General features: G+C 51.4%; 14 protein-coding genes. 6 read left to right on the plus strand and 8 right to left on the minus strand.

The window, feature by feature from the left end:
* Positions 1-128 precede the first annotated feature (128 nt).
* Entirely contained in the window at positions 129-1,019 is an 891-nt protein-coding gene (locus tag ACJJIR_RS06685; protein WP_444907747.1) for a TraB/GumN family protein, read from the minus strand.
* A 170-nt stretch (positions 1,020-1,189) separates the two neighbouring features.
* Between ACJJIR_RS06685 and ACJJIR_RS06690 the strand changes: the two genes are divergently transcribed.
* The gene (locus tag ACJJIR_RS06690; RefSeq protein ID WP_444907748.1) at positions 1,190-2,287 is read left to right on the plus strand and encodes a glycosyltransferase; all 1,098 of its coding nucleotides are present in this window, start codon (positions 1,190-1,192) and stop codon (positions 2,285-2,287) included.
* A 54-nt stretch (positions 2,288-2,341) separates the two neighbouring features.
* Here the strand turns inward: ACJJIR_RS06690 and ACJJIR_RS06695 are convergent, their stop codons facing one another.
* The 3 genes from ACJJIR_RS06695 to ACJJIR_RS06705 all read right to left on the minus strand — a co-directional run bounded on the left by ACJJIR_RS06695 (position 2,342) and on the right by ACJJIR_RS06705 (position 4,791).
* The gene (locus ACJJIR_RS06695) at positions 2,342-2,926 is read right to left on the minus strand and encodes an acyloxyacyl hydrolase (RefSeq protein WP_444907749.1); all 585 of its coding nucleotides are present in this window, start codon (positions 2,924-2,926) and stop codon (positions 2,342-2,344) included.
* 99 nt (positions 2,927-3,025) lie between these two features.
* Positions 3,026-4,174 carry a sigma-70 family RNA polymerase sigma factor gene (locus ACJJIR_RS06700; RefSeq protein ID WP_444907750.1) on the minus strand — a complete coding sequence of 383 codons (1,149 nt, stop codon included), beginning with the start codon at positions 4,172-4,174 and terminating at the stop codon, positions 3,026-3,028.
* 185 nt (positions 4,175-4,359) lie between these two features.
* Positions 4,360-4,791: a hypothetical protein gene (locus ACJJIR_RS06705; RefSeq protein WP_444907751.1), complete on the minus strand. Its 432-nt coding sequence runs from the start codon at positions 4,789-4,791 to the stop codon at positions 4,360-4,362.
* A gap of 286 nt (positions 4,792-5,077) precedes the next feature.
* On the opposite strand from ACJJIR_RS06705, the gene ACJJIR_RS06710 reads away from it, so the two are divergent.
* Positions 5,078-5,386, plus strand: a complete 309-nt coding sequence (locus tag ACJJIR_RS06710) for a hypothetical protein (RefSeq protein ID WP_444907752.1) — start codon at positions 5,078-5,080, stop codon at positions 5,384-5,386.
* A gap of 82 nt (positions 5,387-5,468) precedes the next feature.
* On the opposite strand, the gene ACJJIR_RS06715 is transcribed toward ACJJIR_RS06710, so the two are convergent.
* The 4 genes from ACJJIR_RS06715 to ACJJIR_RS06730 all read right to left on the minus strand — a co-directional run bounded on the left by ACJJIR_RS06715 (position 5,469) and on the right by ACJJIR_RS06730 (position 9,045).
* Positions 5,469-6,227 (minus strand): YciK family oxidoreductase, encoded by a 759-nt coding sequence (locus ACJJIR_RS06715; protein ID WP_444907753.1) that lies wholly within the window; start codon positions 6,225-6,227, stop codon positions 5,469-5,471.
* A gap of 52 nt (positions 6,228-6,279) precedes the next feature.
* Positions 6,280-6,939: an HAD family hydrolase gene (locus tag ACJJIR_RS06720; RefSeq protein WP_413662676.1), complete on the minus strand. Its 660-nt coding sequence runs from the start codon at positions 6,937-6,939 to the stop codon at positions 6,280-6,282.
* Between the two features lie 12 nt (positions 6,940-6,951).
* Positions 6,952-7,653: a bifunctional 2-polyprenyl-6-hydroxyphenol methylase/3-demethylubiquinol 3-O-methyltransferase UbiG gene (ubiG, locus tag ACJJIR_RS06725; RefSeq protein ID WP_444907754.1), complete on the minus strand. Its 702-nt coding sequence runs from the start codon at positions 7,651-7,653 to the stop codon at positions 6,952-6,954.
* A gap of 66 nt (positions 7,654-7,719) precedes the next feature.
* Complete coding sequence (locus ACJJIR_RS06730) at positions 7,720-9,045, minus strand: TRZ/ATZ family hydrolase (RefSeq protein WP_444907755.1); 1,326 nt, start codon at positions 9,043-9,045, stop codon at positions 7,720-7,722.
* A gap of 192 nt (positions 9,046-9,237) precedes the next feature.
* Between ACJJIR_RS06730 and gyrA the strand changes: the two genes are divergently transcribed.
* From gyrA to ACJJIR_RS06750, 4 genes are all read left to right on the plus strand, one after another.
* Positions 9,238-11,799 (plus strand): DNA gyrase subunit A, encoded by a 2,562-nt coding sequence (gene gyrA / locus ACJJIR_RS06735; RefSeq protein WP_108733855.1) that lies wholly within the window; start codon positions 9,238-9,240, stop codon positions 11,797-11,799.
* 167 nt (positions 11,800-11,966) lie between these two features.
* Positions 11,967-13,046 (plus strand): 3-phosphoserine/phosphohydroxythreonine transaminase, encoded by a 1,080-nt coding sequence (serC, locus tag ACJJIR_RS06740; RefSeq protein WP_413662673.1) that lies wholly within the window; start codon positions 11,967-11,969, stop codon positions 13,044-13,046.
* Between the two features lie 46 nt (positions 13,047-13,092).
* Entirely contained in the window at positions 13,093-14,196 is a 1,104-nt protein-coding gene (pheA, locus tag ACJJIR_RS06745; protein ID WP_282932042.1) for a prephenate dehydratase, read from the plus strand.
* A complete protein-coding gene (locus ACJJIR_RS06750) occupies positions 14,196-16,427 on the plus strand; it encodes a bifunctional prephenate dehydrogenase/3-phosphoshikimate 1-carboxyvinyltransferase (RefSeq protein WP_444907756.1) in 2,232 nt (743 codons plus the stop codon). Before pheA ends, ACJJIR_RS06750 begins: the two co-directional genes overlap by 1 nt.
* Positions 16,428-16,498: the final 71 nt, after the last annotated feature.

Here is a 16,498-nt window from a genome sequence, read left to right on the forward strand (position 1 = left end):
CTCTAGTTGAGAGTTGTCATTGGTCACGGGAAAAGTGCTATTCGAGTTTAGCAATAGAAAAGACTTTGGACGGGGAGGGGGGATGGGACGGCGCAGAAAATCTGCGCCGAGGGTTACTGGATAGTTGATTAAAGGCGTTCTAATTTGTAACCAGTGTCGCCTAGAAACTCGATAACACTGCGTTCGCCCACCAAGTGGCCAGCGCCGACAATGACAAACAGAGACTGGTAGTTTGGCCCCTTGAGGGCAATTTTCTCAGCCATCCTTTCATTGCGATTAAAAAAAAGTGTGTCATAGAGCGGCTTATATTCAGGGTTTTCAGTTAGGCCGTTGAGGATAATAAGGCGATTCAAAGCTTCTTCATCTCCTCGCTTCCATGCGTTGGTAAGTTTGGGTAAAAAGGTTGAAATATCCCCAATTTGCTCAAGGGTTTGCTGGAAGAGGAGCGCAGGGTTGTCCAGGTCATTTAACATCTTGAATTGTTGCAAGACGCCTTCCAGCTCCAGAACAGATTTCCCATCTTTTTTTGCTTTTTGTAAAAAGTGCCTATCAATGCCTAGTTCTGGGTTGAGGCCGTGGGCTTGCATCTCAATCATGCTCATAGAGATCATGGCTATGGCGGGGCGCTGCCGGATAAACATAGCCTCGGGCATACTACGCTTGTGCATCCACGACTTTAGTTGGCTGTATAGCGCGGGTGGAAGTTCGTCTTTTAAAGTTCGTTCACCTTGGTAGATAGACTCCATCATGATTCGCTGCTGTAACAGGCTGTCGCCTTCTGCAGCGAGAATGTCAGCCTCGACGGCAATGGCATCACTATTGGAGTAGGCCTGTTCAATTTTTGATCTTAGAGGGTAAAAGTCCTCAGTTGCCAAGTGAACCGAGCCTAATAAGTAAACGGTTTTATTATCTTTAGTTGCTTTCCAGAAGATGCCTTTATCGCTCTCAGCGGCTGAAGCTCCTATTGTTAGTAGAAGCAGTGTAAAGGCGAGAAAGTAACTTATTTGTCGCTGAAGCATTGTCGGGTCCCTGAGTAATTTGCCTTTGCAAATACTATCATTAACACCTTCAGGTACCAGAGGGGCTTTTAGGCATCAAGTCACTGACTTGTAAATTAGTGATGATTTACTGGGAAATTATCTTATTGGAAGTCAAAATAGACCTTTTGGTCTGTTTCACGGAAGTCAAATTGAAAGTTGTACAGTTTTTGCCCAGTCTAGAGCCTGGGATCACAGCAACTCTTGCGCTTGAGTTTGCAAATGAACTGGTCAAAAAAGGCCACGAGTCCCTGGTGATTTCTACTGGTGGACCATTGGAGGCGCGGTTTCGTTTGCACGGTAGTGACTTTATCAGCTTTCCAAAAATCAGTGAGTCAATTTGGTCTTTGCGGCACAAATCCCGCCTGCGTAAGATTCTCGCAAGGTTGCAACCGGATATTGTCCATACCTATGGTCGCTCAACGGCTTTTCTAGCTTGGCGCGCCTTAAAGGGTGAGTCAGCTACAAGTCGCCCTAAGCTGGTGCCCCTCGTGGATCAAGATTTTCCCAACAGTTATTTCAATAAAGGTGTGCTGTCAGGAGATGGAATTATCGCAAGCTCCCGAGGGGTTGCAGAGAACCTGAAGAAGTCCTCCCCCAAGATTGCAGAAGACTCGATAGAGGTTATTTATCACGGTATCAATATTCGCGAGTTTGATCGTGAAAAACCGGTAGCGAGCCAGTGGCAAATGAAGCTTTTGAATAGTTATCCCCAGCTGGAAGGGAAAAACTGGTGGTTAATGCCGGGAGAGATCTCTGCAAGTGGGGGCCAGGAGGAGTTTTTACATTTGTTGGCGCAGGCTGCGGCACAAAGCGATGATATTCACGGAGTGATTGCAGGAGCTTTAGTTGAAGATGATTTGCGCTATCTGAAAAAACTTGAAGGGCTCGCACAAGATTTGGACCTCGGTAGTAAGGTTACATTACTCGGTGAACGCCGTGATATGCGTGAACTGTACGCAACTTCTCAGCTAGTTTTTCAACTCGCCAGCGAGAAAGACGGGAACGCAAAACATTCCAAGGAGGCACTGGCGATGGGGCGCCCGGTAGTTGCTTATTCCGAAGGTTGTACAGGGGAGGTTTTGCAGAAATACTTTCCTGAAGGGGTGGTGGAGAAAGGTGATCTGAAATCTTTAATTGAGGCGAGTTTGAATTTGGTAAGCAAGCCAAATAACCTAAACCCTCAAGAGTTTAGCTATGCAGCTTCAGCTGGAAAAACCATAGACTTTTTTCAGAGCTTGCTTAATTAAATTAAAAGCAATCTTAGTCGTTAGCAATCTTGAAAGTATTGAATGGTTGAATTTCTAAAAGTTAAGGTGCCCGTTCAAGGAGGCGAAATCAAAACCGGGATTGGGTGTATTGGTTCTGGCGTTTGAAAAATGACTGTATCTTAAAGAAAGGACGTGGCCTCTGGAAAAACGGTACCCGAAAGCAAAGTGCAGAGAAAAGTTTAGTTTGGTGCTCAATCCAATATTACCAAAGTTCTTTTGGCTTAAGTAGGATGCTCCTGCGCCTGCTTCAGCAAAGCCGCCCCGTAATTCACCTCGGGGGTACCAGCGCAAAATAGGTTTAATTTCGAGAATATTTTGTTGCTGTTTCTCGCTGTGGTGTTCAATTCGCATATGGGAGTAGCTGCCTTGACCCCACCATTGAAGTGAATTGTCGCCAAGGCTAAATGAAGACAGTAGATAGGAGTAGCTGAATCCAGCCATTTCTGAGGCCGAAATTGAGCGATACTGCATTAACTCATTTCCTAACCCTTTACCTGCGCTTGCAATGAGCTCGGATTCTGCTTGGATCGGTGGGGCTAGAAGTAGTCCGCCGACAAAAAAATAGGTACAGCATTTAAAGGCACAGTATTTTTCGTTGAAGACCGCTAACTTACGCATAACTTCGCAGTACTAACTGATAGAACTGTTTTAAAGACTAGTGGGAAAGGGTTCGATGGCAAGCTCTCAGGAGAGGCTTGCCATCGACTTCTTCCTTTTCTAACGCCACTGCCGCTTCAATTGTCGAAGTGCGTCAGAATGAAGTTGTCGCGCGCGCTCCTGACTAAGCCCCAATTGCTCACCAATAACTCGAAAAGAGCAATCTTTGTCAGAAATTAATCCATACCTCAAGTTGAGGACTGTCCTTTGTCGTGCGGGGAGGCGGGCAACAGCTTCACGGAGGCGTTGAGCTAGCTCCTGGTTAGTTACAAGCTCATCGGTATTGTAAAGTTCATCAGCAGGTGCGTAGTCCAGTCGGGTACTGCTCTGGTCGTCTGCGACTGGGTCATCGAGAGACCCAGTTGGTCCTGGGAGTTTTAATAAGCTCTGGATTCTCTCAATATCTAGTCCTGTGTGGCGGGCCAGATTGTCATCGGATGCAGGTTGCCCCTGAGCGCGTACTTCACCAATGGCTCTGTAAATCGCTCTTAAATCATCCTGGACATTGGCTGGTTGTCGGACAAGATCTTCGTTGCGCCTTAAAGCTAATTGAATTTCTTGCTGAATCCACCAGTAGGCATAGGTCGAAAAGCGGTATCCCATTTGTGGTTTGAATCGCTCAATGGCTTTCATTAATCCAACATTGCCTTCTTGAATTAAATCGATAAAGGGAACTGATGGGTTGCGAAAGCGTTTTGCGATGGCAATAACCAGGCGCAGATTACATTGGATCAATTTTTTCCGCTGTTGTTGAAAGCGCTGTAGGAGTCCGGTTAACCTGCTGCGGCCGCGCCTATCCAGGAACTTGCTGGTGAGAAGGATTTCAGTGTGGGCAATTATAAGCCCATGGTCGTAGGCGCCTGTGCTTCCACGCTGCTCCACTCCTTCGCTGCGAAGCTGGACCAACTCGGTGCCGCTTTCCTGAAGGTTGGAAATGAGCTTCTCTTCCAGGTCGCGTAATAGACAGGTGGTACTGTGCTCTTCCTCCGGAGTTAATAGCTCAAGCCTGTAAAGGTGCTTGAGATAGCTCTGCATTGGGGTGGTGCCGCTCTCGGAGAGGGTATCACCCGCTGCGTGAATCTCTTCCGTGTCAGGGTCTCGCTCGACCTGGGGGTCGGGCTCGCTGGCACCCTGGCAGGAGTCAGAGAGTGGTTCGCCTGTATCCTTCAGCCATTCTTCATCCCTTGAGTAAAAATGTTCTCGGGACAAGTGCTTAAACCTTCTGTTGGCTGTGTGAACGAAACTTGTTGATCAGTCTATTAAGCTGTCGAGTGACGCCTATTTCTACTTACTATAGATGTATCAGTAAGCTCAAGAAGGGAAAAATGGGACTTGAAGGTTCTGTTTTTCTGGAAGCGGGGGCAGTTATATCTGCCCCTCTAGAAACTCAGCTTTTACTGGGCGCGCTTGACCCTTACTTTTCGGCCACCATCTTTTGCTTGCATAAAGAAAGAGCCAAGCATTGCTTTCTCTACGACTACTAAGCTTCCAGTTTTCCAATGGATCCTACTATCGTCATTCTGGCGCCATACTTGGCCATTATCCAGTTTGATTAGGGACTTGTGATAAGCGCCTTTGGTTATTGAAACAATTCTAGCTTCGATAAAGCTAGGCGTTTCGGTTACTACGCTCTTCTGTTTCTTTCCAAATTCGTTTTTTGCCCGGTCTTTCAGAGAGTCGGTCAACATGTCATAGCAAGATAACCGCTTTATGTCAGCTTCAATACGACTACATTTTGCTAACTCTTCTGTTAATGGCGTCGCGAAGACGGGGGAATTGCTAAGCATAGAAAATGCAATAAAACAGGTTACAAGTATGGCTTTCATAGTGTTTGGGGCGCTTCTAGTCGAGAGATGTCATCCAATTCTGCCTTACGCGACTTGCTTGAACAAATAGAAATGCAGATGGGTTCACACTTTTTTAGCTGTCAGCATGAAAGAATTTGAAGAGCCACACATGCTGGCTGTCTACTAATTATGGGGATCGAGATCAGTTTGTGGAATATTGCCGTTTTTAGTAGTTGTTGTTTGACAAATGTGATTATCAGGGCTTTTAATTAAAAGCTATTTGCTGTGAGTTGCTTATAAAATTAGACTATCCAGGGGCGGGGAAATGAAAGGGTTGCTAACACCTGTAGCACTGTTTGCTGTTGTGGTTGGGTACGTGTCTTGCGAGGGAATAAGCCTTGCGGTATCTGATCGATCTGCAGCTTATGCTGTCGGGGTCGCGCTTAGTGAGCGGGATGATCAGTCCGTTGACTACAACCAGTACTCGGGAGATGCTCAAGATATAGAGCTGTTTGATGGCTCCAATATGATGGAGTTTGAAGGCGATGTATTTGCCGATGCTCCCGAGCATATGCCTCCAATTGGAGAGGGGGCGGACTCAAAAGACAGTGATGACAAGGGCTTCGGTGAGTAGCTATCAAGTGCAATGCCAATAAGGCTTACATGGACAAGTGCCCGAGACCGAAGCCCGGATTCTTGTCCAGGAGACGGGGTCTCTATTTCTTCTGGGCGCTAAAATGCTTCCCGCTTACGCCGTTACTGTCTCTACCCATTAAATAGAGGTAGGTGGGCATAATATCTTCTGCAGAGGTTACCGACTGTGGGTTTTCTGCTGGGTAGGCAGTTGCTCGCATTGTTGTACGGGTTGCCCCTGGGTTTAGGGAGTTGACCCGGGTATTGGAAACCCCTTCCAGTTCATCGGCGAGTACCTGCATCAGCCCTTCAGTGGCAAACTTCGATACTGAATAGGCCCCCCAATAGGCTCTCCCTTTAACCCCAACGCTGGAGCTTGTAAAGACAACAGAGCCGGCTTCTGATTCCTCTAGCAGGGGCAGCATTGCCTTTGTTAGTCCAAATGCCGCATTAACATTCACCTGCATTACCTGTTGCCAAGTGTTGAAATTGTAATTGCCGATAGGGGTGCGTTGCCCGAGCAGGCCGGCATTGTGCAGGAGTCCATCCAGGCGGCCAAACTCGTTGCGAATAGCTTCTGCGAGGCTCTCGAAATCCTCTATTTTTGCCGTACCCAGGTCCATGGGGAAAATAGCCGGCTGTGGTCCACCGGCAGCCTCGATTTCGTCATAGACTGCTTCTAACTTGGGAGTTGTACGGCCTAGCAAAATTACTGTCGCCCCGTAAGCGGCAAAAGTCTTTGCTGCAGTTTTACCTATGCCGTCTCCGGCACCGGTGATAAGAATAATTTTGCTCTTTAATAGGTCGGAGGGCGCTTGATAGTCGCCAACAAAGTCTGACATGAAATATCCCGATACTGTCACCGGGCTTGGGTGCCCGGTATTGCTTCAAGTTTCAAAAATAGTGTTGTTCTAGAAGGGGCCAAATTTCATTGGCGGAATTTACCAGGTGGTCTGCCCCCCAATTGGCGGGGTTGTCTGTAGAGTCAATATAACCATACCCGCAAGCGATAGTTGGCATACCAGCCTTTTGGCCGGCGATGATATCGCGCTTGTGGTCGCCGATATAAATTGCTTCAGCGGGAGCGCAGCCAATCTGGCTGCAGGCTAAAAATAGGGGCTCGGGGTCCGGCTTGGATTTGCTGACGTGGTCAGGGCAAACAATTGCAGAGGCTGGCGGTAGATGGGTAAAAGCCTCCATCAGAGGAGTGGTGTAGGCCTCCGGTTTATTGGTGACAATCCCCCAGGGAAGGTTTTTTTCAACCAGGTTGTCGAGCAGATTGTCGATACCGGGGAAAGTGGTCGTCTTCTCTGCAAGATGTGCCAAGTAGAGGTCCAGCAACCTTTGCAATAATCCTGGGAAGGCGGGGTCACCTTCTTCTTTGTTAAACCCCAATGTGACTAGCGCCCTGGAACCATTGGATACAGTTCCCCGGATCGTCTCGTCAGGCAGTGGAGGTAACTGTTCCTGTTGGCGCAGTTGATTTAATACAACAATAAAATCTGGCGCAGTATCAAGCAGGGTACCATCCAGGTCAAATAAAACGGCTTTCATTTTGCAGTTCACTTATTCTGGTTTGCTGGCATACATCAAATAATTGACGTCGACATCCCGGGGGTTCAATTTGTAGCTTCGGGTAACCGGGTTATAAGTCATACCGGTTATATCGTGCGCTTCCAGGGACTCATCGCGCAGCCAGGCGCCCATTTCTGAGGGGCGGATAAACTTACTGTATTCATGAGTGCCCTTGGGCAGTAAGCGTAGGACATATTCTGCTCCGACTACGGCAAACAGCCACCCTTTAGGGGTGCGGTTGATCGTAGAGAAAAATAGCTTGCCGCCAGGTTTTACAAGTTTTGCGCAGGCGCGAATGACAGAAGAGGGGTCTGGTACATGCTCAAGCATCTCCAGGCAGGTAACAATATCAAAGCTCTCGGGCGCTTCTTCTGCCAGGTCCTCTACTGCCACTTTGCGATAATTGACGCTGACGCCACTTTCGAGGGCGTGGAGTTTGGCGACATTGAGTGGGGCTTCCCCTAGATCGATACCAGTGACATCGGCTCCCCTCTGCGCCATGGCTTCAGCCAGGATGCCACCACCGCAGCCCACATCAAGGAGCTTCTTACCGGCAACCGGAGCATACCGGTCAATGTAATTTGCACGTAGTGGATTGATTTCGTGTAGTGGTTTGAACTCGCCTTCCTTGTCCCACCAGCGGCTGGCAAGTTGCTCAAATTTGGCGATTTCTGAGGGATCTACATTGCTCATGAACTTCTCTGCAAACTCCGTCGCTCGTAACCGGCATTTTTCAGTGATTGGGCCGGAATCAGTTATCTAGCGTAAATTTCCGCTGATTCTATCACGCCATATTTGCGCCCGCTGGATAACCTCAGTTTCGTTTAAGGTTTGTAGCTGGCGCTCCTTTAAAAGTTGTCGCCCTGCAACCCAGACATCGCTGACATTGTGTCCTCCGTTGGCATAAATCAACTGGGACACTGGGTCATGCAAAGGCTGCTGTTCTAGACCGCCGAGATTGATAGCAGCAATGTCTGCGCTTTTGCCTACTTCCAGGCTTCCGGTTATATCTTCAATTCCCAGTGCTTTGGCTCCGTTGATGGTCGCCATGCTCAGTGTCTGATGCGCGGGTAGGACTGTTGCGTTCCCGCTAACAGCTTTTGCCAGTAGTGCGGCTGTGTTGGCTTCGGAGAACAGGTCTTGGGTGTTATTGCTCGCAGCGCCATCGGTGCCAAGGGATACGTTGATGCCGGCTTCCAGCATGTCATAGGCTGGGCAGAAGCCTGAGGCGAGCTTGAGATTAGATGATGGGCAGTGAGAAACATGGGCGCCACTTGAACTCACTAGCTCAATGTCTCGTTGATTAGTGGCCACCATATGTACACAAAGTGTCTGCGGCCCCAATAGCCCAAGGCGGAATAGCCGCTCGGTGGGCCGCTCTCCATTAGCTTTCAGGGCGCTTTCAACTTCAGCGTGGGTCTCGTGGAGGTGCATTTGCATGGGGATCTGCGCTTCGGCAGAGCAGACTGCAATTTTCTCCAGTGTTTTATCCCCCACGGTGTAGGGGGCGTGAGGTGCAAATACCACCTCAATTCGATCGTGCGCACGGTAATCATCGCGTAACGCCAATCCTTTGTGCAGAGCCTCGTCGCTATTGCGGCTCCAGGGGGTTGGGGCATCCAGCACGGGGAAGGCGATATGGGCCCTGATTCCGCTTTCCCGCGCAGCAATGGCGACGGCTTCCGGGAAGAAGTACTGATCAGAAAAAGTAGTAGTACCAGAGCGCAGCATCTCGGCAATCGCTTGCCGGCTGCCGTCAGCTACAAATTGCGGACCTACCCAGCGTTGCTCTGTCGGCCAGATGTGCTGCTCCAGCCACTCTTTAAGTGGGCGGTCATCAGCGTAGCCGCGCAATAGCGTCATGGGCGCATGGTTGTGAGTATTAATTAACCCTGGAATTAATGCGTGTTGCCCCAGGTCGACTTCATCTTTTGCCTGAAAACGAATTGAGGCCTCAGCTGTGGGTACCAGGGCAGAGATTTTGCCCTTCTCTATCGCGAGCGAACAGTTTTCGTACACTTTTTTCTCGGGTACGACGGGTATGATCCAGCGTGCGTGGATCAGGGTATCGACAGCTTGTTGCATGAGGACTTATCTGGTGGCTGCTGTGGGGGTGTTTTACTGTAGCCGCAGTCAAAGGGGGCGACAACTGTGGTTTGGGTTGCAGTTTTATATCTCATAGTCCTGCGGCTCCAAACATCTCAAACTATGGTAGAATCGCCCGCTTATCCCGGGCACAGTACGTACGCCCGCGCTATAAAAGGAACGCCGTAAGCCATGGGCGAATTAGCCAAAGAAATCTCTCCGATTAATATCGAAGAAGAACTCAAGCAGTCTTATCTCGACTATGCCATGAGCGTGATTGTCGGGCGCGCACTGCCGGATGTACGCGATGGCCTCAAGCCGGTACACCGCCGCGTGCTCTACGCGATGAGCGAGCTTAAAAACGACTGGAATAAACCGTACAAGAAATCAGCGCGTGTCGTTGGTGATGTAATCGGTAAGTATCACCCGCACGGAGACACTGCGGTCTACGACACTATTGTGCGTATGGCGCAGCCGTTTTCTATGCGTTACACCTTGGTAGATGGCCAGGGTAACTTCGGCTCTATCGATGGTGACAGTCCAGCTGCCATGCGATACACCGAGATTCGTATGGATAAGTTGGCCCACGAACTGCTGTCCGACCTCGATAAAGAAACTGTTAATTTTGTCGATAACTACGATGGCTCCGAGCAAATGCCGGAGGTATTGCCTTCGCGTGTGCCGAACCTCTTGGTCAATGGTTCCTCCGGTATTGCGGTGGGTATGGCCACCAATATTCCTCCCCATAACCTGGGTGAGGTGATCAAGGCTTGCCTGGCTCTGATCAATAATTCCGAGTTGACCGTCGACGACCTGATGGAGTACATCCCCGGGCCGGACTTCCCCACGGGCGCCATCATCAATGGCCGCGCCGGTATTCTCCTTGCTTACCGCACTGGCCGTGGGCGCATTTATGTGCGAGCCAAAGCAGATGTGATCCGCGATGACAAGACCAATCGCGAAACCATCATTATTACTGAGATCCCCTTCCAGCTGAATAAGGCGCGCTTGATCGAGCGTATTGCTGAGCTGGTGAAAGAGAAAAAGATCGAGGGTATCTCTGAGCTGCGCGATGAGTCCGACAAAGACGGCTTGCGCGTAGTGATTGAGCTTAAGCGGGGAGAGCTGGGTGATGTGGTTCTGAATAACCTCTATTCCCAGACCCAGCTGGAAAGCGTCTTCGGTATCAATATGGTGGCCCTGGTCGATGGCCAGCCCAAGGTATTGAACCTCAAAGAGCTGCTCGAGCACTTTATTCGCCACCGCCAGGAAGTCGTTACCCGCCGTACGGTCTACCTGTTGCGTAAAGCCCGCGAGCGCGGTCATATTCTGGAAGGTCTGGCGATTGCCATCGCCAATATCGATCCGGTAATCGAGCTGATCAAATCTTCCGCCACACCGGCAGATGCCCGCGAGGCGTTGCTGGCTAAAGGCTGGCCTGTGGGCAATGTACAGCAGTTCCTGGAGCGGGCTGGTGCTGATGCCTGCCGTCCAGATGATCTGCCGCAAGAATTTGGTTTGCGCGACGATTCTTACTACTTGTCCCCGGCCCAGGCCCAGGCAATTCTTGAATTGCGCCTGCACCGCCTGACGGGTATGGAGCACGATAAGCTGCTGGCAGAATACCAGGATCGACTGGAGCAGATTGCTGAATATCTGCATATCCTCGGTAGCTTCGAGCGTCTGATGGAAGTGATCCGCGAAGAGTTAGAGCAGCTGTCAAAGGACTTTAACGATGAGCGTCGTACCGATATCGTTGCGTCTCGCCAGGATCTGACTGTTGAAGACCTGATTACCCCGGAAGACAAGGTAGTAACTATCTCCCACGGTGGTTACGCCAAGAGCCAGCCTCTGACCGATTACCAGGCCCAGCGCCGTGGCGGTATGGGTAAATCCGCGACCCAGGTAAAAGACGAGGACTTCGTCGAGCATCTATTGATCGCTAACTCCCATGACACCCTTCTGTGCTTCTCCAATAAGGGCAAGGTGTACTGGTTGAAAGTCTACGAAGTGCCTACCGCTGGCCGAGCCTCCCGTGGTCGCCCAATGGTTAATATGCTGCCCCTGGAAGAGGGCGAGCGTATCAGTAGCATGATGCCGGTGTCTGAGTACGACGAAAATCACTTTATCTTCTTCACCACTGCCAATGGCACCGTGAAGAAAACCCCCCTCACCGCTTTTGCCCGCCCCCGCAGTGTTGGTTTGCGTGCAATTGAGCTGGAGGAGGGCGATCGCCTGGTAGCCACTGCGATTACCGATGGTGAGCGCGATGTAGCGCTGTTTACCAGCGCCGGTAAGGCAGCGCGCTTCTCCGAGTCCAATGTGCGCTCTATGGGCCGTGTTTCCCGTGGTGTTCGCGGTATTCGTATGCAGGAAGGTCAGCAGGTTATCGCTATGGTTATCCCTGAAGAGGGGGGCTCTGTGATGATGGCTACTGAGAATGGTTACGGTAAGCGCACAGCTATCAGCGAATTCCCCACCAAGGGACGCGGTACCCAGGGTGTTATTGCGATCGCGGAAAGTGAACGTAACGGTGCCTTGGTTGGGGCCTGTCAGGTGCACCCAGGTGAGGAGATGATGTTGATCTCCGATCAGGGCACTCTGGTGCGTACCCGTGTTGATGAAGTCTCTGTACTTGGGCGCAACACGCAGGGGGTGCGAGTGATTCGCCTGAAGACTGGCGAGAAGCTGGTTGGTCTCGGTCGCATTGAAGAGACCGAAGATGACGGTGAAGAAAACGGTGGGGAAGAGTGACCCACCGCTCCAGACCACTAAGAAAGGCTGCGTTTATCGCGGCCTTTCTTGCCTTTGGCTCCCACGAAAAACGCTAAAGGCGCGATATCTATCCCCCTGAATGGCAATTTGTGCGTAGACACATCTAGTTGTATTTGAAACCTTTTTTGTATTGTGGAAATCAGCTCATGAGGAAGTTTAATTTCTGTGCAGGCCCTGCCGCTTTACCGCAGCCCGTACTGGAGCGGGCGCAAAGGGAGTTGCTCGATTGGCAAGGGCTCGGTTGCTCTGTAATGGAGGTCAGCCACCGCTCTCCAGAGTTTGTTGAGGTAGCTGAGCGGGCCGAACAGGACCTCCGCGATCTGCTCAGTGTGCCGAGCAACTACAAAGTGTTGTTTCTTCAGGGCGGGGCAACTGGGCAATTCAGTGCCGTGCCCTGGAATCTTCTCGGTGCCGGCTCATCCAAAGCTGAATTTATACACTCCGGTAGTTGGGCGGCCAAAGCGATTAAAGAAGCTCGCCGCTACGGTGAGGTAAATGTGGTTGCATCCAGTGAGGATCGCAACTTCAGCTATGCACCTGCGGCAGACAGCTGGCAGTCGAGTGGTGATGCGGCTTATTTCCACTATACCCCTAACGAGACGATTGGCGGTGTTGAGTTTGGCTATGTGCCGGAAGTGGAGTGCCCGCTAGTGGCGGATATGTCCTCAACTATTTTGTCTCAACCGATTGAGGTGGAAAAGTTCGGCGTTATCTATGCCGGCGCGCAGAAAAACATTGGCCCCTCAGGTATCGCTGTAGCCTTGATTCGGGATGATTTACTCGATCGCTCACTGGAAAATATTCCTCGCAGTTTGAGTTGGAAGGTGGCGGCAGAGGCGGGCTCTATGGATAACACGCCACCTACTTTCGCTTGGTACTTATCTGGTCTTGTCTTTCAGTGGTTGAAAGATCAGGGGGGTGTTGATGCGATGGCTAAGCAGGCCGATGTTAAATCCAAAATGCTGTACGACTTCCTCGACAGCAGTGACTTTTTCTCCAGTCCGGTTGAGGAGGGAAGTCGCTCCCGCATGAATGTGCCCTTTGTGTTGGCTGACGACCGCCTGGATAAGCAGTTTTTGATTGAGTCAGAAGAAGCGGGTTTGTTGAGCTTAAAGGGGCACCGCTCTGTGGGTGGTATGCGCGCGTCGCTATATAACGCCGTTCCCATGGAGGCAGTGGAAGCGCTTGTGGCATTTATGGCGGATTTTGAAGTGCGCAAGGCTTAGGTGGTTAATTCAATCTTGATGATTTCTAGAGAAAGTAGATAAACGAATGGCAGAGGAAACTGTGAGTGGTGACCAGCGACTGCTGGAGCTGCGCAATCAGATCGACAGTATTGATGGAGAGATTGCTCGCTTAATTAGTGAGCGGGCTCGCTGCGCCCTGGAGGTTGCAGAGGTTAAGAAAGCTACTGGCGAGGATGCTCTCTATTATCGGCCGGAGCGTGAAGCACAAGTGCTGCGCAAGGCTATGGAGCGCAATAATGGTCCGCTGACTGATGAAGAAATGGCGCGACTGTTTCGCGAAATTATGTCGGCCTGCCTGGCCTTGGAAGAGCCCGTCAAAGTGGCCTACCTGGGCCCTGAGGGTACCTTTACCCAGCAGGCGGCATTAAAGCACTTCGGCAACTCTGCTCAGAGCCGGCCGCTGGCGGCAATTGATGAAGTTTTCCGTGAGGTAGAAGCAGGTGCCGTCAGTTACGGTGTTGTGCCGGTAGAAAACTCTACCGAAGGGGTGATCAACCACACCCTGGACAACTTTATGCACTCCAACCTGAGTATCTGCGGTGAGGTGGAGCTGCGTATCCATCATCACTTGATGATCTCAGATGTAACGCGCCCAGAGTCAATCACTCGTATTTATTCCCATGCGCAGAGTCTGGCGCAGTGCCGCAAATGGCTTGATGCCCATTATCCCAATGTGGAGCGTGTTGCAGTTGCCAGCAATGCGGATGCGGCCAAGCGCGTTAAGGGTGAGTGGAATGCTGCGGCGATAGCTGGCGATATGGCAGCGGAACTCTACGGGCTGAAGGTGCTGTCGGAGAAAATAGAAGATCGCCCGGATAATTCCACCCGCTTCTTGATTATTGGTACCCAGCAAGTGCCTGCGAGTGGGGATGATAAGACCTCATTGATGGTATCAATGCGCAATGAGCCAGGTGCTCTGCACGATCTTCTGGAGCCGTTTCGTCGCTACAGTGTCGATTTGACTCGGGTAGAGACCCGGCCATCGCAGTCTGGCAATTGGACCTATGTGTTCTTTATCGATTTTAGCGGCCACCGCGATACCCAGGGAATTGCCGAGGCGCTAAAAGAGGTTGGAGGCTGTGCCTCAGATCTGAAAGTACTGGGTTCCTACCCTCGCGGAGTGCTGTGATGGCGCAAGCTCAAATTGGCCGGCTGCTGGTTGTTGGGGTCGGTTTAATTGGGGGGAGTTTTGCTCTTGCACTGAAAGCTGCCAGGGCTTGCCGAGAAGTTATCGGGGTCGCTCTGGAAGAGAGTGTCTGCGATGAAGCCAGGGCGCTCGGTATTGTTGATCGGGCCAGCACCAGTCTCGAGCTGGTATTGCCGCAGCTGGAGCCGGGCGATTTGGTGTTTGTGGCTGTGCCGACACTGGCGATTGAGTCTGTATTCGCGCAGCTGAAAGAACACCTGCCGGCGGGAGTCACTGTGACAGATGGTGCCAGCGTAAAAGGTAGCGTGGTGACAGCGGCAGAGAAAGTGTGGGGGAGTGCTCCAGATTTTCTGGTGCCAGGGCACCCAATCGCTGGTTCTGAAAAAAGTGGTGTTACCGCGGCGAGAGATGACCTCTATAGGGATCACCGCATTATCCTGACGCCGCTTGCGAATACAGGGGCTGCTCATTTGCAGCTTGTAGAGCGAGCATGGCAGGCCGTGGGAGCTGAGCCCCTGACAATGTCAGTGGAGGAGCACGACGAGGTTCTGGCTGCTACGAGCCATCTTCCCCATGTCATCGCTTTTAGCCTTGTGGACACTTTGGCCCACGATGCGGAAAACGAAAATATCTTCCGCTATGCGGCGGGAGGCTTCCGTGACTTTACTCGTATCGCTTCCAGTGACCCGGTTATGTGGCGAGATATTATGCTCGCCAATCGGGATGCCATCTTAAAGGCCATCGACCTGTACAGCCTCAACCTTTCTTCCCTGCGCGACGCTATTGCCTCCGGTGATAGCGCTGCCCTGATGGGGGTTTTTACTCGCGCCAAAGCGGCACGGGATCACTTTACCAAAATGTTGGCAAAACAAGCGTATTCGGAACCTATGCAAGAACAAGAGATTACTTTTATCGTGCAGCCGGGCGAGGCTGTAAATGGCAAGCTCAGGGTGCCGGGGGACAAATCCATGTCGCACCGCTCTATTATGCTGGGCTCCCTGGCCGAGGGAGTTACAGAAGTTGAGGGCTTCCTGGAGGGTGAGGATGCACTGGCAACCCTGCAGGCTTTCCGCGATATGGGGGTCGTAATTGAGGGACCGGACAATGGTCGGGTTGTAATTCATGGTGTGGGTCTTAATGGCTTGCAGGCACCGCCCGGACCGCTATATCTCGGCAACTCCGGGACCTCCATGCGCCTGTTGGCTGGATTGCTTGCCGGACAGGATTTCGACGTAACACTCACTGGTGATGAGTCCCTGTCAAAGCGCCCGATGAATCGCGTGGCTAATCCTCTGCGTGAGATGGGTGCAAATATTGAGACTGGCCCGGAAGGTCGTCCGCCGCTTTTGATTAAGGGTAGTAGTGCGTTGAAAGGGATCGATTACCCGCTGCCGATGGCTAGTGCTCAAGTGAAATCAGCGGTATTGCTGGCTGGGCTCTATAGTGAGGGTCAAACGTCTACCGTTGAGCCGGCGCCCACTAGAGATCATACCGAGCGCATGTTGCAGGGCTTTGGTTATAAGGTGGAGCGGGATGGTGCTCAGGCTAAGTTGGTGGGCGGTGGCTCACTGAAATCCTGTCGCATCGATGTGCCTGCCGATATTTCTTCAGCCGCATTCTTTATGGTTGCTGCCGCTATCTCTCCCGGTTCCGATGTTGTGCTGGAGCATGTGGGGATCAATCCCACCCGCGATGGGGTTATCAATATCCTCCGTGCAATGGGCGGCAATGTTGAATTGCTGAATATGCGCGAAGTGGGCGGTGAGCCGGTGGCGGATATTCGTGTTCGCTATGCGCCCTTGAAGGGAATTCGCATCCCTGAGGATCAGGTGCCCCTGGCGATTGATGAGTTTCCCGCATTGTTTGTTGCGGCAGCTTGTGCAGAAGGTGAGACCGTCCTGACTGGTGCGGAGGAGTTGCGGGTCAAGGAAAGTGACCGGATTCAGGCGATGGCAAATGGCTTGATTGCACTTGGGGTAAAAGCTGAGCCAACACCGGACGGTATCGTGATCCAGGGCTGCAAAGAGGGTGTGGTATTTTCTGGAGGCACCGTCGATAGCTTGGGGGATCACCGTATTGCTATGGCGTTTGCAGTGTCATCGCTGCGCGCAAAGGATACAATCCGCATCCTTCACTGCGCCAATGTGGCGACCTCATTCCCGAACTTTGCCGAACTGGCAACGGGCGCGGGTCTCAAGTTGCAGTTGGCGTGACACGGGCATTCAGGTTTGGGCGGTTGTGGTTCGCTTGAGTGCATCCGCCAGAGATGTTGAGTTGTAAAGAA

It is taken from the genome of Microbulbifer maximicatervae (SeqCode), assembly GCF_052467385.1.